A 22,293-nucleotide genomic window follows, 5' to 3' on the forward strand; every position below is an offset into this window, starting at 1 on the left:
TTTCTCGCCGTTCCGGGCATAGAAATCTAAGACAGATTCCTGATGATGACCTTTGCCGTCGCGTCTTTCTCCATCACTGATTTTACCCGGAGGTTTGTGCCATGTCCGTCTTCGATCTCATCGGTGTCCCCGCCCTTCTTGACTCCACCAACCAGTGCATCCAGTGCGAAGCCTGCCTGGAGGTATGCTGCACCTCCGACACCGCGGACGGCCCTGCCATGAACCCCATGGAGCGCCTCACCGTCATAAACCGGAGCCTCAAAGGCTATGCGCCCCTGCCCGACGAGGTGAAGGCCCTTTATTACTGCACCGAATGCGGACGGTGCGACACGGTGTGCCCCCAGGAGATTCCCATCTCCCAGACCATTGCCGACGGAAAGGTGATGATGGTCAAAAAAGGATTCGGGCCCTTGGCCAAACACGAAAAAATGATCGCGGGCCTCCTTAAAAACCGCAACGCCGTGGGCAAACCCGCAGAAGAGCGCCTGGACTGGGTTCCCGAGCACCTCAAGGATAAAGTCCAATTCGAAGACGCCGAAGGGGACACTCTCCTGTACGTGGGCTGCCTCTCCTCTTACATGGACAAGGCAACAGCCGCCGCCTCCCTGACGATCCTCCTGGCCGCAGGAGAAAACGTAAAACTCCTGCGGGATGAGTACTGCTGCGGCATCTACCCGTACAACGCAGGGAAATGGGACGAGGCAAAAGCCATCTTCACGGAGATGGCCGAGACCTTCAGGAAATCCGGTATCAAACGCATCATCGTGCCCTGTGCGGGCTGTCACCGCGCCTTTTCCAGCTACTACCCGAGGCTTTTGGAAGATTTTGACATCAAGGTCCTGCACATCGCCGAGGTGATCAAAGAGCTCCTGGACGCTGGCCGCCTCACCCTGGCCCCGAAGACCCAAAACGTCACCGTCCACGACGCCTGCAAAATGGGTCGAAAATATGGTCTCTACGACATCCCCCGCGAGCTCCTGGCCGCCTGCGGGACTACCCTCACGGAGCTTCCCGAAAACCGGGATCAGGCCCTTTGCTGCGGCTCCGGCGCCGGAGTGCGCTACCTTGACGCCCCCCTCTCCATGAAGATCGCAGGCAAGGTCCTGAACACGGCCGAGGCAGACACCCTGGTCTCCACCTGCCCCTTCTGCATCTTCAACATGAACTACACCTCCCGCAAAACAGAGGCCGGCAAAAAAGCCGTGCATATCGCAACCCTGGTCCAATCGGCCATGGTCCAATAGAGAAAAAACGATGACGGGCCCCTTACGGGGGCTCGTCTCCGCCCTGCTGTGCCCATGACTGGCCCTGCACGTCAAAACTGTGCCCACACCAAATCCCGGAAATTGTGTCTTTTCTCCCGAAGCGTCCCGCAGTATGGTGACAGGCTCACACCTAACCCGGATATTTCACGAGTCGAGTGCACCCATATTCAAGGCATCAAAGCTGCAGATGTAGTGGTTTACCTCAAAGCTCTGAGAACGCAGAAGATGGGTGAGAAAAACAAACAGCAAACGCTAATTTACATTTTGAATTTTCAAAATAGCTGATATTTTCATTGTAGCCATTTGAAATTATAGTATTTTTATTTTAGCTGGTTGTTTTCCCATGAAATATCCGGGCCAACGATGGAGGAGAAAACCATGGGCCCTGTCATCTGGTTCCCCGGCCATGAAAAGCAGCTGGGCACCATCGCCAGCGCAACAAACTGCAGCCTCTTCGACGAGAACGGCGAACGGTACACAGACCTGGAGTCCGGTGTGTGGTGCACCTCGGTGGGACACGCCCACCCGCGAATCCTCGGGGTCATGGCCGAACAGGCCGCTCGCCTTGCCCACACGGGCTTCAGCTATTCAACCCGGGTGGTGGAAGCAGCCGCCGAAGAGATTCTTGCCCTCAACGGATTTGAAGGCGGGGCCTGCACCTTCCTCTGCTCGGGCAGCGAAGCCGTGGAGTACGGGGTCAGGACGGCAAGGCAGCTTTCGGAGCGCCCCCTCTTCCTCACCATGTCCGACTCCTACTTCGGCGCCTATGGCTCGGCCAGTACCCGGAGTACGGACCACTGGACCCTCTTTGACTGGTCCGGGTGCGACACCTGCCCCCATGCCGGTCACTGCGGCAGCACGTGCCCGACCTGGAAAAAAATCCCCTTTGGCCGCATCGGAGCCTTTCTCTTCGAACCCGGCAGCTCCTCGGGGTTTGTCCGCTTTCCCCCGGAAAAGCTCATCAACGGTATTGCCCGAACCGTCCGCCAGAACGGCGGGCTGCTCATCGTCAACGAAGTCACCACCGGTATCGGCCGCACAGGCCGCTGGTTCGGCTATCAGCACTACGATGTGACGCCGGACATCGTGGCCATGGGCAAGGGCATCGGAAACGGCTACCCGGTCAGCGTCGCCGCCTTTTCAGGCACCGTCACGAAGCGGCTGAACGCCACCCCCGTCCCCTATGCCCAATCCCACCAGAACGACCCCCTGGGGGCCGCCATCGCACGTGAGGTGATCCGCATCATCCATGACGACAACCTCATCCGGCGAAGTTCCGAGCTTTCGACACTCCTTACCCAGGAGTTACTGGCCATGCGGAAAAAAAGCCGTCTCCAGGCCTTCCGGGCCAGGGGCCTCATGGTCGCCATGGATATCGAGGATCTCCCCGGCGCCCCTGTAACCGACAGAATCCACCGCCGCCTCCTGGATGAGGGCTATGTCGTGGGCCGCAGGCCCGGCACCAACACCCTGCGCATCGACCCGAGCCTCACCATCGAAGAGAAGGACCTCCGGGGATTTCTCACAACCTTTGACGCCCTGCTCGCCGCAGAAGAGACGGACCATGCCTGACACCCCCCGAACACCTTTACGCACAAAGGCCGGTATCGCCTGCCTCATGGTCATGACTGCCGTTGCCACAGTGTTCATGACCCAATCCATCTTCCTGGAGATTTCCCAGGCCTTTCACATGGACATCTCAAAGGCCCGGTTTGCCTTCAGCGGGGCATCCCTGTGCTATGCGGCGGCCTTCTTCGTCATCGGCCCCCTGGCAGACCGCTTTGACCTGCCCAGAATGGCTCTCACCGGCCTTGGGGCCCTTTTGGCTGCCATCCTCTTTGCCTCAACGGCCCCGGGCTTTGCCACCTTTGTCATAGCCATGGGGCTCATCGGCTTCAGCGCGGCCCTGGTGCCGGCCTCCATGATCCCCCACATGACCCGGCTGGCCCCTCCGGACAAGCGGGGCCTCTATGTGGGGGCAGTGGTGGCCTCCGGCACCCTGGGCATCGTCTTCGGACGCGTGGCCGTGGGACTCCTCACCGCCCACCTGGGCTGGCGCGTGGCCTTTCGCATCGTCGCCCTTTTTCTCCTGATCCTTTCCGCGGCAGGCTATGCCCGGCTGTTAGAGCCCGCCCAAAAGGAAAAGCTCCCGGGGTATCCCCTTTGGGATCTCTACCTCAACGCCGTTCGCCTCGTGTGCCGTCCCCGGCCCCTGGCCCTTCTGGCCACCGGGTTCTTTCTCTTCTTCGGGTTCCTCGGCATGGTGACCTTCCTCACCTACCGTCTGACGGCCCCGCCCTTTCTCTTCACCGCAGGGGAGGTGGGCTGGATCAGCCTGGCCGGGGTCACCGCCCTCATCGCCCCCTTTGCTGGCAGCCTCTCCCAGAAAGCAGGGCCGTACCGGATCAGCCTGCCGGGTCTTGGCATCTGCCTGGTGGCCCTGCAGCTCATGGGCTGGTCCCAGTCCGTGCCCCTCATCACCCTGGGCCTGCTCCTGCTCTTTGCAGGCGCCTACTGCTGCCAACCCCTGATCTTTCTCCTCATAGGCGCAAGCGTCCCGGACTCTGCCCTGGGCAGCGCCTCCTCCCTGTACATCCTCGTGTGCATCGGCGGCGGCAGCCTCTCCTCCATGGTCCTGGGACCGGTTTGGGCCCACTGGGGCTGGACCGGCGTCACCGTTGCCTGCTCCCTCTCCCTGGCCGCCGCAGCAGGGGTCCTGGGCACCCTGGCTTCCCGGGAAACCGACCACGGAAAGGACGCGGGGACCCTGCCGTTGCCCCTCAAGTAAACAAGTGCTTTCTGTGGTCAAAGTGCGCAGGAAAAACGGGCCTCCGGCGGCGACGAAAGCTGGTTGCCCTTGCGATTTTCCCTTCGTTCCCCAGGGCAAATCGCAAGGGCTTTCGGCAGGGCCGATGGACAGTGCAATACCCCGGATCATTGCAAAAAACATGTTGAACCCGCCCCGCAACTCACGTAGTATAAGTAAAGATATCAGCAACAACCACTTCACTACCTTCTGAGCACCGCCCATCCCTTATTCGGTGGGTCCCTTCACATCTTAGTCATCGCTCATCATACCCCCCAGCCTGACGCGTCTTTGTCACGCGCCTTGGGCTCCCTCAGATACCCACCTGCGGCAAGGCGCCGCTCCAGGGGAGTCCCACGCCATGCCCCTTTTTTTGGTGAACTATCCGGGTGAAGCCGCCTTGTCGGCAATGCACACCTGTTACCCGATATGCTTTCAGGAGGGATATCCATGCAACACACCTACGATGCCGTCGTGGTGGGGTCCGGCCCCGGCGGAGCCACCGTGGCCCGGGGCCTTGCCATGGCCGGAAAAAAAGTGGCGATCCTTGAAAAGGGAAAGGAGCACCGGAACCTGGGCACCTACGCAGGGGCCTTGAGCATTGTGGAAAAAGCCGGTTTCTTCAAAAGCAAAGAGGGCGTTGCCATGCTCATGGCCTCCTCAACGGGCGGGGCCACCACGGTCTACTCGGCCTCGGCCGCCATGCCGCCCCCCTGGCTCAAAGAGCGCTACCACATCGACCTTGGCCCCTATGCCGATCAGACCTGGACGGAACTCAAGGCAGCCCCCCTTCCCGAAGCCCTTCTGGGAAACGCCTCCCGCCGCATCATGGAAACGGCCAACCACCTGGGGTACGACTGGGCCCCCACCCCCAAGCTGTATGACCGGGATAAGGTGGAATCCGGGTGCCGGTGCGGGGCGGGCACCTCCCTGGGATGTGCCTGCGGCGCCAAGTGGACGGCCCGGGAGTACATCAAGGATGCGGTGACCCACGGCGCCCACTTGCGAACCCGGGCCGAGTGCACCGAGGTTCTGGTGAAGGGCGGAAAAGCCACGGGCGTGCGTGTACACCTTGCGGGCCGGGATACCGAGGAATTCTACGCAGACAAAATCATCCTCGCCGCAGGGGGCATCCCCACACCGGGCCTTCTCCTCAAGGCGGGCATCCAAAGTGCGGGCAGGCAATGCGTCATCGATCCCACCGTACTCCTCTACGGCATCTCCCCCTTTGAAGGCTCCCACACCGACCCCCTGGTGAGCGTAGACACCTGGGAGTTCTGCGACAGCCACGGCATCCGCATGGGCACCCTCATCGACCCGAAACTCATGACCCTCATCAGCCTGGGAAAAACCGGCCTCAGGCACCTGCCCAAAGGCCGCCACTACCACCACATGGTGGGCATCCTCATCAAGATCAAGGACACCCCCGGAGGCTGGGTGGACGCCTCCGGCCAGGTCTCCAAAGAGCTCACCAAAGCCGACTTTGACAAGCTTGCCATGGGCAAAGAGATGGCCTCAGAGATCCTCACGGCCTCGGGATGCCACCCCTCGACCCTCGTGGCAAGCCCGGTGCGGGGAGCCCACCCCAGCGGCACCTGCGGCATCGGCAGCGTGGTGGACACCAACCTCCAGACCGCCATGGACAACCTCTATGTCTGCGACGCCAGTATCTTCCCCGAAGCCCTGGACCGGCCCACGGTCATTACCCTCATCGCCTTCGGCAAACGCCTGGTGGATCACCTGGTAAACGGAAAAAATGCGTAAAAACGCCATACCTGAGGCAAAAAACAACAGGAGCCAAGCATGCACATCATGGAAACCGAGACGGTGGTGATCGGGACCGGGCCGGGGGGAGCGACGGTGGCGCGGGAACTTGCGAAAAAGGGAAAAAGCGTTGTGCTTCTGGAGAAGGGAAAGGCCCGGGACTGGTCAGTGGGCAACCCCCTGGCCTATGCGGCCATGTATGACATCCGCAGGTCCAGGCAGGGGATCCTGGTGCGGCGGGGCATCACCCCAGGTGGTTCCACCATGATCTACTCGGGCAATGCCTACGATCCGCCGTCGTTTTTAAAAGACGACTTCGGCATCGACCTGGCCACCGAGGTGGCCGACATCAAAGAAGAGCTGAACATCCGCCCCGTTCCCGACCATTTTTACCAGCACTACCCGGGTACCCGGAGGCTCGTGGAAGCCGCAGGGGAACTCGGCCATGCCATGAAGCCCCAGGCACGGTTCATCGACTCCGACCTCTGCGATCCCCATTGCGACAGGTGCCTTTTCGGGTGCAAGCGGGGCGCCAAGTGGACCGCCCGATCTTACGTCAACGACGCGGTGGATGCCGGGGCCCGCCTTGTGACGGGTTGCGACGTCCGGGAGATCCTCCATGTCAACGGCACAGCCAACGGGGTTGCGGCCGAAACCGACCGAGGCCCCCTTGCGGTCTTCAGCCGCCGGGTCGTCCTTGCGGCAGGGGGCATGGGGACCCCTGAAATCCTCCACCGGTCCGGCATCAAGGGTGCCGGCACCCACTTTTTCACCGACCCCATGGCCGTGCTCCTTGGCGAAATGAGGGAGGGCCCGGGCACCTTTCGGGAGATCACCTACACCTTTGCCGACGAATCCCGCAAAGGGGAGTTTGTCTTCGGCAACGTGGGGGCGGTCAACGCCTTTGTGGCCCAGCTGGCCGCAAAAAATATCTCCTCCTGGCCCCGGGGCGTCCGCATGAAAAAGCTGACAGGCATGTTCGTCAAGCTTTGCGACGAGCCCTCCGGCGAAATCCGGGCCGACGGCTCCTTTCACAAGGCATTCACCCCCAAAGACGAGGCCCTCATGGCCAAAGGCATTGAGGCGGCAAAGGCGGTCATGGTGCAAGCCGGGGTCCGGGCCGACACCATCGCGGTGGCCAAGGGCATCGGCGGCCACCCGGGGGGCACCGCGGCCATGGGCCGGGTGGTGGGTCCCGACCTGCAGACAGCCGTCGAGAACCTCTACATCTGCGACAACAGCATCATGCCTGTCTCAGGGGGCACGCCCCCGGTTCTCACCCTCATTGCCCTGGCCAGGCAGTTTGCCGGAAGACTCGGTTGAAAAACCGGGCCTTCGCCGCCAACATTGCGTTGATAGTACATTGAAATTAAGATATATTCATACATAACACACGAGATTACGCTGCGCCCTCATCCGGCATCACGCGTTGTGACGGCCGATTCCATCGACCGTGCTTTCCATGCCTTCCCAAACGGCTCTCCGCCTCAACGGCCACGCCCCGCCGTTACAAAACAGGCAATGTTCAATCACTAAAAAATCCGTTTTTCATGAGCCCTCTTTGAGCTGCCCCGCATACCCGTAAACCATGACACACATGGGGAGGCTATGTGATGCCAAAGAAAATCATAGAAAACGCCGAGGCTCTGAATCTATCGGAGCTGAAGAACATGATACTGGCAGCGGAGAATCATAATATTCCCATCATGCCGGCCGAAGGACCGTGTGGTGGCTGCGACCTTGTCATCAAAACACCTGTAAAAACAGCTGAAGGGCCCTGCGGCGGGTGCGATGTTGTGACCCCGCCAAAAAATCAGGCCGAGGGCCCCTGCGGCGGATGCGACCTGATGAAAACCCTGTAGTACCTTGATATCACCAGCAACATCCGGGGCAGCTCAAATCCTTATACCCAACCACTCGCCTTCCTTGAAAGGATCCGCCATGGACGCAAACTGGACCCATCCGCCAAAAATTTTCCAGTGGGACACCACCTCGTCATGCAACCTCAATTGCCGCCACTGTCGAGCCAGCAACCTGGATCGCAACGACAGGGACCTCTCCTTTGACGAGGCCGTGGACATGCTCAACCAGGCAGACCAGATGGCCCCCGGCGCTGCCCTGGCCATGGCCGGTGGAGAGCCCCTCATGCGGGACGATCTCATTGCCCTGATGGACCACATCAAGACAAACCTCAGCCTCTCCATCGAGCTGCTCACCAACGCCACCCTCATCACAAAAAACAACGAAGAGGAGTTGTGCCGGTATGTGGACGGATTCAATATCAGTATGGAAGGGTCAACGGCGGAGGTACACGATCCGGTGAGGGGCAAGGGCTCATTTGCACGAACCCTTTCGGCCGTGGATCTTCTCACCGCCCGGGGGGTCCCCCTTGCCATTCGCATGACCTACTTCGGCCAGGGGATAGAGGAAGTGGAAAAACTTCTGGTCATGATCAAGGAACACGGCGTAACCACATTCAACTTCCGCTACGTGGTGCCCGTGGGCAACGCCGCCGGGGCTGTCTCCGATCCCCTGGAGCACAGGGACGTCAGCCGCTTTGTGTGGGAAAAGGGAAATGACCTGGGCCTCACCGTGGGCTTCAGCGACCCCTTCCCGGAACTCCTCGTAAACCCCGGTCGCCTGAGCGAAGTGGAGTCCGACGAGGAGCTCTTTAACGGTGTGGCCGTCACAGGGTGCTCCGTGGCCTTTTCCCTCATGTACATCAACCCCCAGGGGGTGGTGCAGTTCTGCCCTTACTTCCCCGTGGTGGTGGACCGCATCCAGAACCGCCCCCTTAAAGAGATCTGGTTTGAAAACGAAAAATTCAACACCTTCCGCTACTCCCGCTCCTTTTTAAGCGGCCAGTGCGGTGAATGCCGGTACAAATTCGCATGCGGCGGCTGCCGGGGTGCGGCCTACGCCACAGGTGACTACCTGGGCTCGGATCCGCGCTGCTGGCTGACCAAAGAGGAATCACGCCAGCTTCAGGAGACCCTTCCCAAAGAGTGAAATAAAATGACAACCCGAAATCCAATGCCTCCGGCGACCCTGCCGGGGGCAAATAGTTGATTTGGAGCGCCGCACTCTGTGCGGCTTTTTTTGGGGGGCACCTCTACTAACTAAGATAAAATGTAACGATTCACTTGCCTCCGGCGGGTCGCTTTTTTGAAAAAAAGCTCCGCAAAAAACGTTTCGAAGCACGGGTGCGAACATATCGGAATTGTTTCGGCGGCGCCTATGAATGATTACTTGAGACCTGTTTATCAATCTTTTTAAAAGTTTGACCCCCGGCAGGGCCGCCGGAGGCTTTTTTGATCTGAATAGTTACGATAAAATCAAATCAATGCCGCCCCAGGGTCCCCAAAACTTGCTCGATGACGCTCGTGACACGGCTTTCAAGGGATTCTGCCTCATCTCCGGGTTCTGCCCTCACAGAGGGTTCTTCAAAGGGATCTTTCTGAACGCCATGGGCATCACCATCGTCTCTCGGAGCATCTTCGACAGCCTTTTCCATGGTTTCATCACCCGTCCCAGGGTTCTCCACGGCTTCTGCTCCCCCTTGAGACCCGTGCCAGTACCCAAACAACGCCTCCAGGCTCTCCTGCTGAAAGGCCCGCACCTTCTCCCGGACGCTTTCAGCCACCTTGTCGGCATTGACGGAGAGCAGCCATCCGCTGAGCTGGTACAACGGCAAGCAGAGAAACTCCCGGGTCCTACCGTCCGTGCCGTCCATGGCAAGGAAACGGCAGGAGAGCTTCGAATCATGCTTCAGGCGACTCCGCTCCCCGGCCCAGCTCAGGCCCAGCCCCTCGCACAGGGGTTTTAAGGGCACCCAGTCCAGCTCGTCCTGTCGGAGAAGGGAAAGGGGAGCTCCATCCAGAATATGGGTAACCAGGGCGGGGCACAGGTCCGGTGAATCAACTGTTACCATGTGGTATCACTCCTTGCAGGCGTTTGAAGGTCTTATCGAGAGGTGTTCCTATCACAAATCGCCTGCGTTTTCATTTCCCTTCTCAGCCCCGCCCGGGCCGTCAGCTCCTTACCTGCCTCCAACTCCGGGTCCCCGGCATGCCCTCCTCCCACCGGTCCACCATGGCCGTAAACAACTCAACGGGAACGGCATAGGTCACCTCACCTTTGCCCAGGTAACGCAGGCCGTTGGTGTCAAACCCTCCGATGACGGCCCACTGCCGTCCATCCCCACGATACCGCCGCGGCCAGGTGATCATCCCGCAACACCCCTGGCCAAAGGGCATTCGCACGGCCTCCGTGTCTCCCGTCAGGAAAACGGTCAGGGCGTTTAAGGCGATCATGGCCTCGCGCTGGGGAAACAGAATCACGATCTCGGGCATATCTCCGTCCTCAAAGAGGCCCAGGGGCTGGATCACAAGGTTTGCCCCCGAGGCCTTCGGGGGCTTGATCTCCTCGTAAAAGGCCTTTCCCTTTTCCGCGGAGTCCAGATAGCACTCGCCCTGCATCTCTCCTGGGATCCCCGTGGAGATCAGGGCGGGCTCAAAGGGCTCGTAATAAGGCTTGAACCCCATGTAAAAGGCGGCACCCAGGCACCCGTAATGAGTCTCGTCAAAACAGGCCGGGGCCTTGTTCCGACGCGCACGCCTCACCGTACCCAGGGCGCACGACAGCCAGTTGATGCCCCCGTCTGACTCTTCCGGCAGGCGACTCACCGGTACCTGCGCCTTGGGAGACACCGCGCCAGGGGGTTTTCTTTCGGTGTAAAAAAGCCCCATGGGCTCTTCGTTCAAACCAAGGACGTCCATAAACGCCCGAAGCCTCTCCTTAAACTCTTCGCTGTTTATCGTCTTTTTTTTCATTTCTCCTCCCCAATGTTAAAGTGACCGGCCAAAAGCGTGCCTCCGGCGGCGAGGTGAGCCACCTCGAAAGCATATAGCCCTTGCGCTTTGTCCCTCGTTCCTCGGGTCAAAGCGCAAGGGCCTTCGGCTCGGGCTTCGCCCGACATAAACTCCGATGATTTATGCGGGCTGGCTCTGCAGCCAAGCCATGGTTACGATGCAAAGAAAAAGAGGGCCGCAAAGGCGCTCAGGATGCCCAGGCCTTCCTTGAGGGTCACGGGCTCTTTGAGCACAAGGCACCCCAGGGCCACGGTGATGATGGGGGACATGGAAGTAAACATCGCCACCACGGCCACCTTCCCGGACTTCACGGCAAAGAGAAAGCCCAGGGCACCGGTGAGGCCGATGATCCCGGTGGTGATGCCGAGGCACACCCCTTTCACATGGACCTCCGGCCGAAAATCCACCAGGGTGAGGACAACCAGCCCCACGATGGCAGCCCCGATTGTTTCGTAGATCATGGCGCTCATGGGGCTGATGTACTGGGTGGTCAGTTTGGGAATAAATCCCCACAACCCCCAGCACACAAGGGTCACAAGCGCAGGTGCTATCCAGTTGGCACTCATCGGATTCCCCTCCTTACATGTCTGTGTACGATGATGTGGTGTTGAACCGTTTACTTTCACCTTAGCAGGCCACCGTCCCCCAAACGTCCCTGACCCCGATATTTCATGACAAAACGAACAGCCAGGATGAAAGCTATATGATTTCAGATCGCTACAACGAAAATGTCCGTTTTTTTGAACATGCAAACTGTAAATGAGGGTTTGCTGTTTGATTTTCTCACCCTTCGGGCGAGCCGGGCTGAAAGGGGTTGGGCATGGAAAGCAAAGCATGGACGTGAAAAAAATTGTGAAACGCGGATCGTTAAGATACTTTCTCCACAGGAGAAAAGACCATGACGATGTTGCACATTCACTGTTTTGGGGCACCCCGGTTCACGGTGGACACAGAGCCCGTAAGGATTCCCCGGCGCAAATCTGCTGCCCTGGCAATCTACCTTGCCGTCACGGGCACGGCCCATACCCGGGAAAAGCTGGCCGACCTGCTGTGGCCGGACCAGGATCAGGGCAAGGGGCGAGCCTCCCTTCGGCGCGCCCTGTCGGACATCACACAGTCCCTGGGCAGGTCCTGGCTGGCTGCGGACCGGGAGACCATCGGTGCCCTTGCCAGCGACCAGGTCCAGGTGGATGTGGAGAGGTTCCGTACCCTGTTGGGCATGGGCCGAGAAGGGAGCCTTTCGGCCATGGAAGAGGCGTTATCCCTCTACACGGACTCTTTTCTCTCGGGCTTTCACCTCAGTGGCGCACCCGACTTCGACCACTGGCGGCTGGAGCAGGCGGAGGGCCTCGACCGCGAGGCCGCCGAGATCATGAAGGCCCTTTCCGAAAGGTACATGACCCTGGGCAAAGAGGGAGAGGCACAGGGGGTTGCCAGTCGCCTGGTGGCCCTGGATCCCCTGGACGAAGAGGCCCACAGGCGGCTCATGGACCTTTTTGTGCAGTCCGGTCGACGGGATGCCGCCCTGCGTCAGTATGAGACGTGCAGGGCGCTGCTCCGAACTGAGCTGGCCGTCGACCCGGATCAAGAGACCGAGGCGTTGGCAGACGCCATCCGAAGCCACCAAAAGCCCGTCAATAAACAGAAGCCAAACCTGCCAATATCCAACCTGCCGGCCCAGGCCACGGCCTTTGTGGGGCGAGCAGGGGAGGTCACCGGCCTTGTGGAACGACTCACCTCCCCGGAGGTAAGGCTGCTGACCCTCACCGGCCCTGGAGGCATGGGAAAAACCCGGTTGGCCCTCGAGGTGACAACCGTGGCGGCGAACCGCTTTGCCCACGGCGTCTTTTTCATCTCCCTTGCAGACCTTGAAGCCAAAGAAGCCCTGGTACGAGAACTCATCAGGGTCTTCGGGCTCAGCCAAGGCGAAACAGCCAACCCCATGGCACAGATCACAGGTTTTCTTCGAACAAGGGAGATTCTGTTGCTTCTGGACAACTGCGAACACCTGCCCGAAGGAGCCCCGGTGGCTTCCGAGCTGCTGGAGGCGGCGCCCCATCTCACCATCCTGGCCACCTCCAGAACCCGGCTGATGCTCAAGGGAGAGCACCTGTTTCCCCTGTCGGGCCTGTCCCATCCCGACCCCTCGGATCAGCCCCCGGCCCCTGAAAACCTGAAAAACGCGAAGACGACCTATGATGCCCTGGCCCTTTTCCTTACAACGGCCAGGATGGTGAACCCGGGCACTGAGCTGACGGCCTCGAATTACCCTGCCCTTGCCGAGATCTGCGACATGACCGAAGGCATGCCCCTGGCCCTGATTCTGGCCGCCGGGTGGATGGACACCCTGACGCCTTGGGACATTGCAGGTGAGATCCGAAGCAACCTGGATTTTCTGAACGCAAAGATGCAGGACCTGCCCCCGCGCCACCGGAGCATGCGTGCGGTGTTTGACTCCTCCTGGAAACGGTTGACGGAAAAGGAAAAAAAGGCCCTGCAAAGGCTCACGGTATTTCGAGACGGATTTACCCTGGACGCCGTGGCAAATGTAACGGGAATGGAAAAAGGGACGGCTGCCGAGACAACGGCAAGCCTGACGAGAAAATCGATCCTCAGGGCCGAGCCGGAAACCGGCCGGTTCGGCATCCACCCACTCCTGAGGCAGTACACCGACGATCACCTGGGAGACCCCGGCCATGACCATCCCATGGAAGACGCCCACATGGGGTATTACCTCGCCCTGGTCCAGAGCCGCGAAAAAGAGCTGACGAGCCGAAACATGCCCGCCTGCAGGCGGGCCATGGATGCGGACATGGCCAACATCCGCCAGGCATGGCTTCGCGCAGCAGCCACAGGAGCCTTAGACGCCCTTGGCCGTGCAGCCACCGGCCTGTATGCCTACTTCGACATGCACACCCGGTATCACGAAGGGGAGGCCCTGTTCCGACCGGCCAAAGAGTGCGTGATGACTGCCTCATCAAACCGGTCGGATGCCCGCCTGTGTCTGGTCCTCTTATGCTGGTTCGATATGCAGACCCAAGGGTTCCCCCCAAAAACACAAGGCAACGCCCCCTGCCCCGGGGAGGAAGAGGCCCGGGTGGAAACGGTCGCCCGGAGCACCTTAAGGTGGGCCGTCTCAACAGGAGACACCCGCGGCAAGGCCTGGGCCTTTCTGCTGATTGGGGCCCTGGCCCACCGCCGGAAACACCATGAACGGGCCCTTCGGCTCTTTCGCCTGAGCCTTACGGCCCACCCCGGCATTGAGCACGCCTTCTGGGTATCCCTCCGCATCGGGCTGTGCCTGCGCTCCCTGGGCAGGATCGAGGAGGCCACGGAACGGTTCCGGGAAAGCCATCAATGGGCAACCCGCACGGAAGACCGCATCAAAACTGCGTGGGCCATGGGCAATATCGGATCTGCAGCCCTGTGCCTGGGGGACCTGCACACCGCAGAGACCTGCCTTCAAGAGGCCGCAACCGCATTTCGAGAGCTCAACGCCCCCATCGGCATGGTGATCTCCTGCGAAGAGCTGGGACTCATCGCGTTCTTGAAAGGAGACCTGCAGCAGGCCTCAGCCCTTGCCGAAGAAGCCCTGACCATCGCCAGGGCCTCGGGCTTTGCCAGGGCCAGGTACCAGAGGGCCCAGGCGCTAAAAGGGCTCATCCTGATGGCATCCGGCTCCCCGGCCAAGGCCCGTCCCTGCCTTGAAGCGGTACTGGAAACGGGCCTCTCCCGATTTTCCGCCCACCTGGGCATGGTCTTCTGCGCCTGCCGGGCCACAGACCGAAAAACCGCAGCCACCCACCTGGCCCAGGCCCACCAACTGGCCCCAAAGGTCCACAAAACCCACCTTCTCCTGCTCTTAACCCTTGCCCAAGCGTCTGTTTCCGCCCTTTCGGATAACCACGATGAGGCAACACGCTACCTCACCCAGGCACGGCACCACCCCGGCTTCGGTGCAGGACTCTTTCAGGCCTGGAACATGGAGTGACTCCCCTGGCCATCAGGGCAAAACGTTTAAAAATTTTGGCAAGCAGGCTTTCTTTTTATGGACGCGTCGCAACCGCCCATAACCCCTCTCATTTTTTATTTTACCGAAAAGTTTTTGCGGAGCTTTTTTCAAAAAGCGACCCGCCGGAGGCAACTGAATTTTTGAATGCATTGGCCCTGCCCTGGCCACTACTCCATATGTACTTTTTCTCCTGCCTGTGAGACCATAAGGAAAGCCCGGACACTTGTTTGCTGAGTCATTGAGACCTCATCCCTTATCAGGAGGCCCCATGCTTACAGCCTTTGTTGTTCTGCTGGTCTGTACCGTCACCGCCCTGGTTGCCTTGCGCCTGATCTACACCCCGGACGGCCCCCTCACCGGCCAGGACGATGAAGAGGAAGAAGCCCCCTTTCAGGTAACCATCACCCCCAGTGAGCTCTCCTGCGAGCACCCAAGACGGGAGCGGGAAGCGGTTCCCTGGGAGGAGATCCACGAAATCGTTCTCATCAACGCCCAGGAAGCCCCGCCCATCCCTCCCTACTGGCTGGTCTTCGTGGGGGACGGCAAGGGATGCTCCGTGCCCACCGAGGCCCAGGGATTCTCCCGGCTCTGGGACGAAATCGAGGCCCGGTTTCCCGGTTTTGATTTCAATGCCGTCCTCGAACCGGAAGCAGGCATCACCAAGAAAAGCGTCTGGCGAAAACCCGAGGTTCCCCATTGACCCTGGGGAAAAACCGTCCTTCGCAATAGCCATGCTCCCTTTGTTCCGGTAAACATCAAAAGGGTGCCTTGTGTACTTTTTTTGCCATGTATGAGAAAGTATATTCATACATTACCACCCTTTCGTGTATCACCCCCGTGTTCAACCCAGCCCCTTCCCTGAGTGTTCCGACCGAGCCATGAAACGCCGAGCCCAAGACGGCCTGCGTGCCCCTTTGCCAGGAGGAGACATGAAAAAACCCGACAGCGCCCCTAAAAAGCTCGCCGATACGCACAGCCACAAAAAACTTGGGGACATCCTCATCGAGGCCGGAGTCATTGAACCCAAGGACCTCCAGAAAGCCTTGCACGCCCAAGCCACGTCACCCAAAAAAATAGGCCAGATCCTCATGGACATGGGGATCGTGGATGATATCCAGATTGCCCGGGCCCTGTCCGAGCAGTTGAATATCCCCTACCTCCACCTGCCCGATATAAAGATCGCGCCGGAGGTGATCTCCCAGGTCTCCGCGGAAATCGCCGAAACCTACCTGCTCCTGCCCACCAAAGAGGAAAACGACGAGCTTGTGGTCACCATGGCCAACCCCCTGGAGTTCTACGCCCTGGACGATTTGCGTTTCATGACCCAGAAACGCATCAAGATAGCGGTATCGCCCCAGAGCGAGGTGCTCACCGCCATTGACACCTACTACCCCAAAAAAGGGCTCCACCTTGATGAAGCCCTTCAGAACGAAGTCCAGATTGAGGTGATCAAGACCACCGAAGCCAATGAGAAAGAGCTGGACAAGGGTGCCCTGACCTCCATCGCAGAAGACCCGCCCGTGGTGCGATTTGCCAACAGCATCCTGGCCGATGCCGTAAAGCTCAAGGCCAGTGACATCCATATCGAACCCCGACAGGCATCGGTTATCATCCGGTACCGCATCGACGGGATCATGCGTGAAATCCTCAAGACCGACAAACTCATCCACTCTGCCCTGGTCTCACGCATCAAGGTGTTCTCTTCCATGGACATCTCCATCCGGCGCAAGCCCCAGGATGGTCGCGCCCAGGTAAAGTACGGAGGGATTGCCTATGACTTGCGGGTCTCCTCGTTTCCCACATCCTACGGAGAAAAGATCACCATACGGATCCTCAACCCGGAATCCGCCAAGATGAGCTTTGAAAACTTGGGGCTCCAGGGGACGCACTACAAAGACCTGGAAAGCAGCATTCAGTTGCCCCAGGGCATTATCCTGGTCACCGGGCCCACGGGCAGTGGAAAATCAACCACCCTGTATGCCTGCCTGAACCGCCTCAACTCTCCGGAGGTCAACATCATCACGGTGGAGGACCCTGTGGAGTACAAGGTGGAGGGCATCAACCAGGGCCAGATAAACCCCAAGGCGGGCATCACCTTTCCCGCGGCCCTGCGGTCCATCCTGAGGCAGGACCCGGACATTGTGATGGTAGGAGAGATCCGGGACGGAGAAACCGCAGGCATCGCGTGCCAGGCGGCACAGACCGGGCACCTTGTCCTTTCCACCCTGCACACCAACGACTCGCCCTCGGCCGTCACCCGGCTTTTGGACCTCGGAGTGGATGCCTTTGTGGTGGCGGACTCGGTGGTGGCATGCATCGGCCAGAGGCTGGTCCGGCGCATCTGTGATAAATGCAAAACCACGGACAACCTGTCGGCCCAGCTGCTTGAAAAGATTCCTTCGGGGGAAAACGGGGATGACGATGTCAGGTACTACAAAGGGGAAGGATGCGAAGCATGTCGGTATTCAGGGTATGTGGGACGGATCGGCATCTACGAAATCCTGCGCATCACCCCGTCGATCCAGTCCCTCATCAAAAAAGACGTGTCGGCGGCCACCATCAAGGCCCAGGCCATGAAGGAGGGGTTCCAGCCGTTTTTCATGGATGGTGTCATGAAGGCCCGGCAAGGCCTCACCACCTTAGGAGAGGTTCTCCGGGTGGCCGGCCCGGACACCCCACATATAGAAACCGCAGCCTCGGCCTCGGTAGCCCCCCCCGCCCCTGATGCCGTCACGTCGGTTCCGGCCTTTGACCCCACATCCCATGTAACGGTGGTGGGTCATCCCACGGTCCTGGTGGTGGACGACAACGAAATAGAGCTGGAAATGATGTCCCACCTCCTTAAAACCCAGAACTATCGTATCGTCAAAGCATCAAACGGTGCGGAAGCCTTGAAATCTGTCTATCAGGCCATGCCCGACCTCATCGTGACAGATTATGTCATGCCGGAAATGGACGGGTTCACCCTCATCAAAAAGCTGAAAGAGGAGATTGCCACCCGCATGATTCCCGTGATCATGCTGACGGCCAACGAGGACCTCAAATCCGAGGTGGAGGTGCTCAATGTCGGCGCGGACGATTACATGACCAAACCCGTCAACTACGAACGGTTCATCGCAAGGGTCAACAGGCTCCTTCAACGACGGCTGGAGAGCACCAAGGGGTGAAACGCCCTACTCGAAGGTATCCGTTGCAATGACCTCGACCTTGTCTATCAGGGTTCCCAGCCCGTTGCTTTGCCCGGCGATCTCCGACAGGGACAGATCCATGGAGTCGCCGGTTCCCGTCACCTCAACCGTGTACTCTTTCCACTCGTTGGTGGGCGGCGTAAAGGTCTCCACCTCATCCCCACCCCACCCCACGGAAAAATCCGATGAGTTGGCGCGCCTGGCCCGGGCCGTGATTTTGATTTCATAGACCCTTCCCGCTTCGGTCTCAACGCTCTGGGAGATGGTGTCGCTTGCCCTGCCGCCGTCGAGCTCTACGATATGCCCCCCGTTGGGGGAGTTGTACCCCAAAAACCCATCCTTCCAGATTTCAATGGCCCCTGTGTTGGACTCCCATCCGTTGATCCTTCCGGTGGGTACCGGGGCCCATCGCCTCACGTTCCTGTTCACCGAATCAAAGGTCGAGTTGTCCAAAAGGTTCTCCCCGGCGGGGATGTCGGACTGAACCTGCGATGCCGACGTATGGTGCAACGAGCACTGCACCTGGCCGTACTCGGGCACCTCGATGGAGGAGCTGGACCAGGTATAAACGCCACCCCGGGGGCACTGGTAGGAGTTAATGAATTCCGGCGTAAAGACTTCATGCTCGAAGTAGTAACTCTGGGTCTGGGTCTCGATGTCTCTTCTGAGCAGGAGACAGTTGGCGGCGTAGACCTTCTCCTTGTAGTTGAGGTATCGCGGAATGGCGATGGAGCTCAACACCCCGACGATGGCCACCGTCACCATGAGTTCAAGGAGCGAAAATCCCGCATTGTGCGTGGTTTGAGGGGTCATGGCACAAGCTCCGGTATGGGTTTGGCGGTGCTGATACGAACATGGGAGAACCCGTGACGATGTGCATTGGGACACTCCACAACATAGCCGCCCTTCACCTGATGCACCTCATAGGGGACTCCGCTGAGCGGACAGGTAAAGCCCCCCACATCCGTCTCCCCGAGCTGCAGTGCCCGGACCACCTTCCACAGGTTGTGGATGCAGGCGTCTGTCTGCATGTCGGTGTCGGCCGTGCCCACACGAAGGGGTTTGGCATGCTCCTCACGCAGGGAGAGTATCCTGGGCACCTGAAAGGCCAGAACCACGATGCTGAGTGCCAGGAGGGCATAATAGAGAAGGCGGCGGTCTTTTTTCTTTTTTTTCTCCTGCTGCTGTTGCTCCCGTTCGGCCTCTTCTTTGGCAAACTCGGCGACGGCGTCCTTGGCAATATCCGTATCCTTGTGATCGTCCATAATAAATACAAAGTCCCATGGGTTGATGTGATGATGGGAAAACGCTCTCCAGGCAAGGCCTGAAGCACAGACATGTCTTGAATCCGGATGTCATGAATGGAGGGAAAACACGGCGATCTTTCAATGGAATGGTTGCTTATCCTCAAGTATACTGAATCAAAGGTGCTTTTTCAAAAAAATAAACTGCTTTGAACCTTTGCCCCATCGCAGTAAATCATTTAAAAAAACCTCAGCCAGGGGCTGCCCGCCCCTGTACGGCATTTTTCTGCCCGGGTCCTTTGATGAATTCTGCGGTTGATTTGAACCCCGGATAACGGGATAAAGGATATCATGCAAAGACCACGACTCTGCGTTCTCATACTGCTCGGGATCCTCTGCCTGACGGCCACGGTCCGGGCCGAGCCCGCCGTTACCGTCCAGACGGAGTACTACGACATCTACGGAGACACGGGGCAAGAGCTGCGCGAGGAGATGGGGCGCTTGGGGACCGTGTGGCGGGACGGAAATACCTACGATGCCCTGACCACCTGGATGGCCAGGTGGTGGTTCACCTGGGAGTCCGGCCCCGACAGCTGCCGGATTACAGGCGTTGAGACCTCGGTGGAAGTACTGCACCGCTACCCCAAATGGGCAAATCAGGATGAGGCGGCCCCCGAGTTGCAGAATCGCTGGACCCGTTACATGAAAAACCTCAAGACCCATGAAGACGGTCACAAACGCATCGGCATCGCGGCAACCGCAGCCATCGAAGAGGCCATCCGGCAAATGCCACCTCACCGCAGCTGCCGGGAGCTGGAAGCCGCGGCCAATACCCTGGCGGAAGAGGTACTGGACACCTACAGGGCCCGGGAAGCCGACTATGACAAAAAAACCGGTCACGGAAAAACCCAGGGAGCGGTATTTCCCTGACACACCAAACACGGGGAGCGGATCCCCGGGCAGGACAACCCCATGAACATCACACAAGACGACAAACACACCCTGAAGGTTGAGGAAAAGAACCGCACCATCGTGGCCATCGCAGGGATCGCCATCGCCTTCTGCCTGATCCGCACCGCCTTTTCGGTACACACCTTCGGCCTTGAGTACGCCTACTACCTCCACTGGATTTTCCTGGCCGCCGTGGCAGCCCTTGCCGGATGGCGGTTCACCGAAGAAGTCACCTTCACCTTTGACCGCACCGCCAAAACCGTTACCTGGCGACGAAAAAAACTCTTTGGGTCGGCCCTGGAAGGGGGCCTCACCTTTGACGAGGTGGAGGATGTCCGGATCGGGTACCGCGGAAGCGGAAAGCGCACATCCTACCGCATCGAATTTGTGGTCAAAGGTGCCCCCTTTCCCCTGTCCGACCTCTACTCCCAGGGCCACCGGGGCCGGGAAGCCTGCAATACCATTGCCCGGCGCATCCTGGAGGTGATGTCCCGAGCCTGAAGGTAAAAAAATCTGTAACCATTCAATACAAAACCCCAATCCATGGCACTGGATTGGGGTTTTTTCACGCGCAGGCAGATCGGAATGTGTGGGTTGACCTGCGCGGTCCTTCCTTAAACAAAGGGACCAACGGCCCCTGTCAGGCCCTGCTGGGGTCCAGGGTGGGCAAATTGATGCAGGTGGCCGCCGCCTCCATGCCCCTGGGGCACTCCTGAAGGGCCATGGGCAGGGGATGGGCCGCGGATTGAAACCAGACCCCCACATCTGCCCCCAGGCGCTTCTCCAGGTATGCATAATTTTTCTTGATGGCCGGATCCACGCGCACGGGAAACCGCAGCCAGGTGGGGGTGGCATCCGGCGATGGCTTCGGTGGCTCCAGACCGTTTCTCAGGCACCAGACCGCCCATTTTTCTGCTGCCCGCCGCCTCTCGGCCAGTTGGCGGTCCACCCGGGAGAGTTGCTGCATCATCAAGGGCGCCACCGCATGGGGCAGGCTCCAGTGGTATTGGCTGCACGGAGCGCCTGCCAGCTCTTCATCGTGCATCTGGGGCACAAGCCGGTCCGAAAGGAGCCCTTCGGCCAGGCCGGAGGTCACAAACCGAAACGGGCAGCTGTGGGTAAAATAGCTGTGGATGAGGGTCCAGAGAATCCGCCGGGTGAACTCCGGCGGAGCCGGGGTGAGGCGAGCCGCGTCCTCTTCCAGGCGACGGCCGATCTCCGGGTTGTCGGTGATCACAAACCCGCCGTGGATGGTGTTGATGATCTTGGAACGCTCACTGCTGAAAAACCCGATGTCCCCTAAGGTCCCCAGGAGCTTGCCGCGCCAGCGGCCGCCCGTGGCATGGGCGCAGTCCTCAATGACATAGAGCCCGCGGCCCCTGGCAAGGGCAAGGAGGTTTTCCAAATCCCGGCCGGGCATGCCGAATGTGTGCTGAATGAGTATGGCGCGGGTCTTGCCCGTCAGCGCCCGCTCCACAAGGGAGGCGTCCATGCCGTAGGTGTCAAGTTCGATGTCCACGTAGACAGGCTCGATCCCTTCATACCGAAGGGCGTTGACCACGCACTGGCAGGTAAAGGCAGGAATAAGCACCTCGTCCCCCGGGGTAAGCCCCAGGGCGCGGACCACCGCACACAAAGACGCCCTGCCCCCCATGTAGAACCCGGCGTGGGCCACGCTGAACCGCGCCTTCACCGCCCGGGCGAGCCGCTGCAGCCCCTCCCCGCCTGAACGGGTTCCCGGATGCATCAGGGCCCTTGCCGCCAGAATCACATCGGCCATGCGCAAGGTGGCCGAAAGCAGCGGCACCGGCATCACGCGCTGGCGGCGCTTGAGTCGTTTCACATTGATCCCCTGCTGGCGGGCCAGGCATCGGATCGTGTGTCCCAGCCTTTCCATGATCACCCTCCTTCGCTAAGCACTAAGCAAACATCTCATGTTCTCATGGGGTAGCACAGTAAACCGGGATACTCAACTATCACAATATCGTCTGAAAACTATTTTCCTATCTACTTCCACCATCATAGATCTTTAAAATCCAAGAGGATCCTGAATGTCACAATCCCTTTTTCATATCACCAAATAAATTCAGGATAATATTTTGTTATGGACAATTGTGCCACGCTTCTATATCAAATTACTTATCAGTACCCGGCTTGTATCACGATGCCAACGCTATTTACTCTTCGGTAGA

18 protein-coding genes and 1 pseudogene are annotated in these 22,293 nt (G+C 59.3%); 13 read left to right on the forward strand and 6 right to left on the reverse strand.

Features of this window, described 5'->3' with window-relative positions; translation table 11 throughout:
* The first annotated feature begins 101 nt into the window (after positions 1 to 101).
* The 7 genes from ACOYW0_RS07645 to ACOYW0_RS07675 all read left to right on the forward strand — a co-directional run bounded on the left by ACOYW0_RS07645 (position 102) and on the right by ACOYW0_RS07675 (position 8,844).
* Entirely contained in the window at positions 102 to 1,244 is a 1,143-nt protein-coding gene (locus tag ACOYW0_RS07645) for a (Fe-S)-binding protein (RefSeq protein WP_482417935.1), read from the forward strand.
* A 399-nt stretch (positions 1,245 to 1,643) separates the two neighbouring features.
* On the forward strand, positions 1,644 to 2,837 hold the full coding sequence (locus ACOYW0_RS07650) for an aminotransferase class III-fold pyridoxal phosphate-dependent enzyme (protein ID WP_482417936.1): 1,194 nt from the start codon (positions 1,644 to 1,646) through the stop codon (positions 2,835 to 2,837).
* Positions 2,830 to 4,053, forward strand: a complete 1,224-nt coding sequence (locus ACOYW0_RS07655; protein ID WP_482417937.1) for an MFS transporter — start codon at positions 2,830 to 2,832, stop codon at positions 4,051 to 4,053. The genes ACOYW0_RS07650 and ACOYW0_RS07655 overlap by 8 nt, the downstream gene beginning before the upstream one ends.
* A gap of 468 nt (positions 4,054 to 4,521) precedes the next feature.
* Complete coding sequence (locus ACOYW0_RS07660) at positions 4,522 to 5,835, forward strand: FAD-dependent oxidoreductase (protein WP_482417938.1); 1,314 nt, start codon at positions 4,522 to 4,524, stop codon at positions 5,833 to 5,835.
* Positions 5,836 to 5,874: 39 nt separating this feature from the next.
* Positions 5,875 to 7,158 (forward strand): FAD-dependent oxidoreductase, encoded by a 1,284-nt coding sequence (locus ACOYW0_RS07665; RefSeq protein ID WP_482417939.1) that lies wholly within the window; start codon positions 5,875 to 5,877, stop codon positions 7,156 to 7,158.
* Positions 7,159 to 7,448: 290 nt separating this feature from the next.
* Entirely contained in the window at positions 7,449 to 7,697 is a 249-nt protein-coding gene (locus tag ACOYW0_RS07670; protein ID WP_482417940.1) for a hypothetical protein, read from the forward strand.
* Positions 7,698 to 7,776: 79 nt separating this feature from the next.
* Positions 7,777 to 8,844 carry a radical SAM protein gene (locus tag ACOYW0_RS07675; RefSeq protein WP_482417941.1) on the forward strand — a complete coding sequence of 356 codons (1,068 nt, stop codon included), beginning with the start codon at positions 7,777 to 7,779 and terminating at the stop codon, positions 8,842 to 8,844.
* Positions 8,845 to 9,175: 331 nt separating this feature from the next.
* On the opposite strand, the gene ACOYW0_RS07680 is transcribed toward ACOYW0_RS07675, so the two are convergent.
* From ACOYW0_RS07680 to ACOYW0_RS07690, 3 genes are all read right to left on the reverse strand, one after another.
* Complete coding sequence (locus ACOYW0_RS07680; RefSeq protein ID WP_482417942.1) at positions 9,176 to 9,766, reverse strand: phage antirepressor N-terminal domain-containing protein; 591 nt, start codon at positions 9,764 to 9,766, stop codon at positions 9,176 to 9,178.
* A 100-nt stretch (positions 9,767 to 9,866) separates the two neighbouring features.
* Positions 9,867 to 10,667 carry a DUF169 domain-containing protein gene (locus ACOYW0_RS07685; RefSeq protein WP_482417943.1) on the reverse strand — a complete coding sequence of 267 codons (801 nt, stop codon included), beginning with the start codon at positions 10,665 to 10,667 and terminating at the stop codon, positions 9,867 to 9,869.
* 191 nt (positions 10,668 to 10,858) lie between these two features.
* Positions 10,859 to 11,272: an EamA family transporter gene (locus ACOYW0_RS07690; RefSeq protein WP_482417944.1), complete on the reverse strand. Its 414-nt coding sequence runs from the start codon at positions 11,270 to 11,272 to the stop codon at positions 10,859 to 10,861.
* Between the two features lie 332 nt (positions 11,273 to 11,604).
* Between ACOYW0_RS07690 and ACOYW0_RS07695 the strand changes: the two genes are divergently transcribed.
* From ACOYW0_RS07695 to ACOYW0_RS07710, 4 genes are all read left to right on the forward strand, one after another.
* Positions 11,605 to 14,697: an AfsR/SARP family transcriptional regulator gene (locus tag ACOYW0_RS07695; RefSeq protein ID WP_482417945.1), complete on the forward strand. Its 3,093-nt coding sequence runs from the start codon at positions 11,605 to 11,607 to the stop codon at positions 14,695 to 14,697.
* Entirely contained in the window at positions 14,694 to 14,918 is a 225-nt protein-coding gene (locus ACOYW0_RS07700; protein ID WP_482417946.1) for a hypothetical protein, read from the forward strand. The genes ACOYW0_RS07695 and ACOYW0_RS07700 overlap by 4 nt, the downstream gene beginning before the upstream one ends.
* Positions 14,919 to 14,986: 68 nt before the next feature.
* Complete coding sequence (locus ACOYW0_RS07705) at positions 14,987 to 15,418, forward strand: hypothetical protein (protein WP_482417947.1); 432 nt, start codon at positions 14,987 to 14,989, stop codon at positions 15,416 to 15,418.
* Positions 15,419 to 15,647: 229 nt separating this feature from the next.
* Complete coding sequence (locus ACOYW0_RS07710; protein ID WP_482417948.1) at positions 15,648 to 17,885, forward strand: ATPase, T2SS/T4P/T4SS family; 2,238 nt, start codon at positions 15,648 to 15,650, stop codon at positions 17,883 to 17,885.
* A 6-nt stretch (positions 17,886 to 17,891) separates the two neighbouring features.
* On the opposite strand, the gene ACOYW0_RS07715 is transcribed toward ACOYW0_RS07710, so the two are convergent.
* Both ACOYW0_RS07715 and ACOYW0_RS07720 read right to left on the reverse strand, forming a co-directional pair.
* A complete protein-coding gene (locus ACOYW0_RS07715; protein WP_482417949.1) occupies positions 17,892 to 18,719 on the reverse strand; it encodes a type IV pilin protein in 828 nt (275 codons plus the stop codon).
* Positions 18,716 to 19,213: pseudogene (locus tag ACOYW0_RS07720) on the reverse strand (nitroreductase family protein); the annotation flags it as partial. The pseudogene ACOYW0_RS07720 and the gene ACOYW0_RS07715, both read right to left, overlap by 4 nt.
* A gap of 288 nt (positions 19,214 to 19,501) precedes the next feature.
* On the opposite strand from ACOYW0_RS07720, the gene ACOYW0_RS07725 reads away from it, so the two are divergent.
* Both ACOYW0_RS07725 and ACOYW0_RS07730 read left to right on the forward strand, forming a co-directional pair.
* Positions 19,502 to 20,080 (forward strand): DUF922 domain-containing Zn-dependent protease, encoded by a 579-nt coding sequence (locus ACOYW0_RS07725; protein ID WP_482417950.1) that lies wholly within the window; start codon positions 19,502 to 19,504, stop codon positions 20,078 to 20,080.
* A gap of 42 nt (positions 20,081 to 20,122) precedes the next feature.
* Positions 20,123 to 20,602, forward strand: a complete 480-nt coding sequence (locus ACOYW0_RS07730) for a hypothetical protein (protein ID WP_482417951.1) — start codon at positions 20,123 to 20,125, stop codon at positions 20,600 to 20,602.
* 139 nt (positions 20,603 to 20,741) lie between these two features.
* On the opposite strand, the gene ACOYW0_RS07735 is transcribed toward ACOYW0_RS07730, so the two are convergent.
* Positions 20,742 to 21,998, reverse strand: coding sequence for a DegT/DnrJ/EryC1/StrS family aminotransferase (locus ACOYW0_RS07735; protein WP_482417952.1), 1,257 nt, complete (start codon positions 21,996 to 21,998; stop codon positions 20,742 to 20,744).
* Positions 21,999 to 22,293 lie beyond the last annotated feature (295 nt).

This window comes from Desulfoluna sp. HI9BLuna, assembly GCF_056829775.1.

Excerpts from the sequence above, each read along its gene's own strand:
- ACOYW0_RS07645 (WP_482417935.1), top strand. The coding sequence starts at position 102 with ATGTCCGTCTTCGATCTCATCGGTGTCCCCGCCCTTCTTGACTCCACC.
- ACOYW0_RS07650 (WP_482417936.1), top strand. The coding sequence starts at position 1,644 with ATGGGCCCTGTCATCTGGTTCCCCGGCCATGAAAAGCAGCTGGGCACC.
- ACOYW0_RS07655 (WP_482417937.1), top strand. The coding sequence starts at position 2,830 with ATGCCTGACACCCCCCGAACACCTTTACGCACAAAGGCCGGTATCGCC.
- ACOYW0_RS07660 (WP_482417938.1), top strand. The coding sequence starts at position 4,522 with ATGCAACACACCTACGATGCCGTCGTGGTGGGGTCCGGCCCCGGCGGA.
- ACOYW0_RS07665 (WP_482417939.1), top strand. The coding sequence starts at position 5,875 with ATGCACATCATGGAAACCGAGACGGTGGTGATCGGGACCGGGCCGGGG.
- ACOYW0_RS07670 (WP_482417940.1), top strand. The coding sequence starts at position 7,449 with ATGCCAAAGAAAATCATAGAAAACGCCGAGGCTCTGAATCTATCGGAG.
- ACOYW0_RS07675 (WP_482417941.1), top strand. The coding sequence starts at position 7,777 with ATGGACGCAAACTGGACCCATCCGCCAAAAATTTTCCAGTGGGACACC.
- ACOYW0_RS07680 (WP_482417942.1), bottom strand. The coding sequence starts at position 9,766 with ATGGTAACAGTTGATTCACCGGACCTGTGCCCCGCCCTGGTTACCCAT.
- ACOYW0_RS07685 (WP_482417943.1), bottom strand. The coding sequence starts at position 10,667 with ATGAAAAAAAAGACGATAAACAGCGAAGAGTTTAAGGAGAGGCTTCGG.
- ACOYW0_RS07690 (WP_482417944.1), bottom strand. The coding sequence starts at position 11,272 with ATGAGTGCCAACTGGATAGCACCTGCGCTTGTGACCCTTGTGTGCTGG.
- ACOYW0_RS07695 (WP_482417945.1), top strand. The coding sequence starts at position 11,605 with ATGACGATGTTGCACATTCACTGTTTTGGGGCACCCCGGTTCACGGTG.
- ACOYW0_RS07705 (WP_482417947.1), top strand. The coding sequence starts at position 14,987 with ATGCTTACAGCCTTTGTTGTTCTGCTGGTCTGTACCGTCACCGCCCTG.
- ACOYW0_RS07710 (WP_482417948.1), top strand. The coding sequence starts at position 15,648 with ATGAAAAAACCCGACAGCGCCCCTAAAAAGCTCGCCGATACGCACAGC.
- ACOYW0_RS07715 (WP_482417949.1), bottom strand. The coding sequence starts at position 18,719 with ATGACCCCTCAAACCACGCACAATGCGGGATTTTCGCTCCTTGAACTC.
- ACOYW0_RS07725 (WP_482417950.1), top strand. The coding sequence starts at position 19,502 with ATGCAAAGACCACGACTCTGCGTTCTCATACTGCTCGGGATCCTCTGC.
- ACOYW0_RS07730 (WP_482417951.1), top strand. The coding sequence starts at position 20,123 with ATGAACATCACACAAGACGACAAACACACCCTGAAGGTTGAGGAAAAG.
- ACOYW0_RS07735 (WP_482417952.1), bottom strand. The coding sequence starts at position 21,998 with ATGGAAAGGCTGGGACACACGATCCGATGCCTGGCCCGCCAGCAGGGG.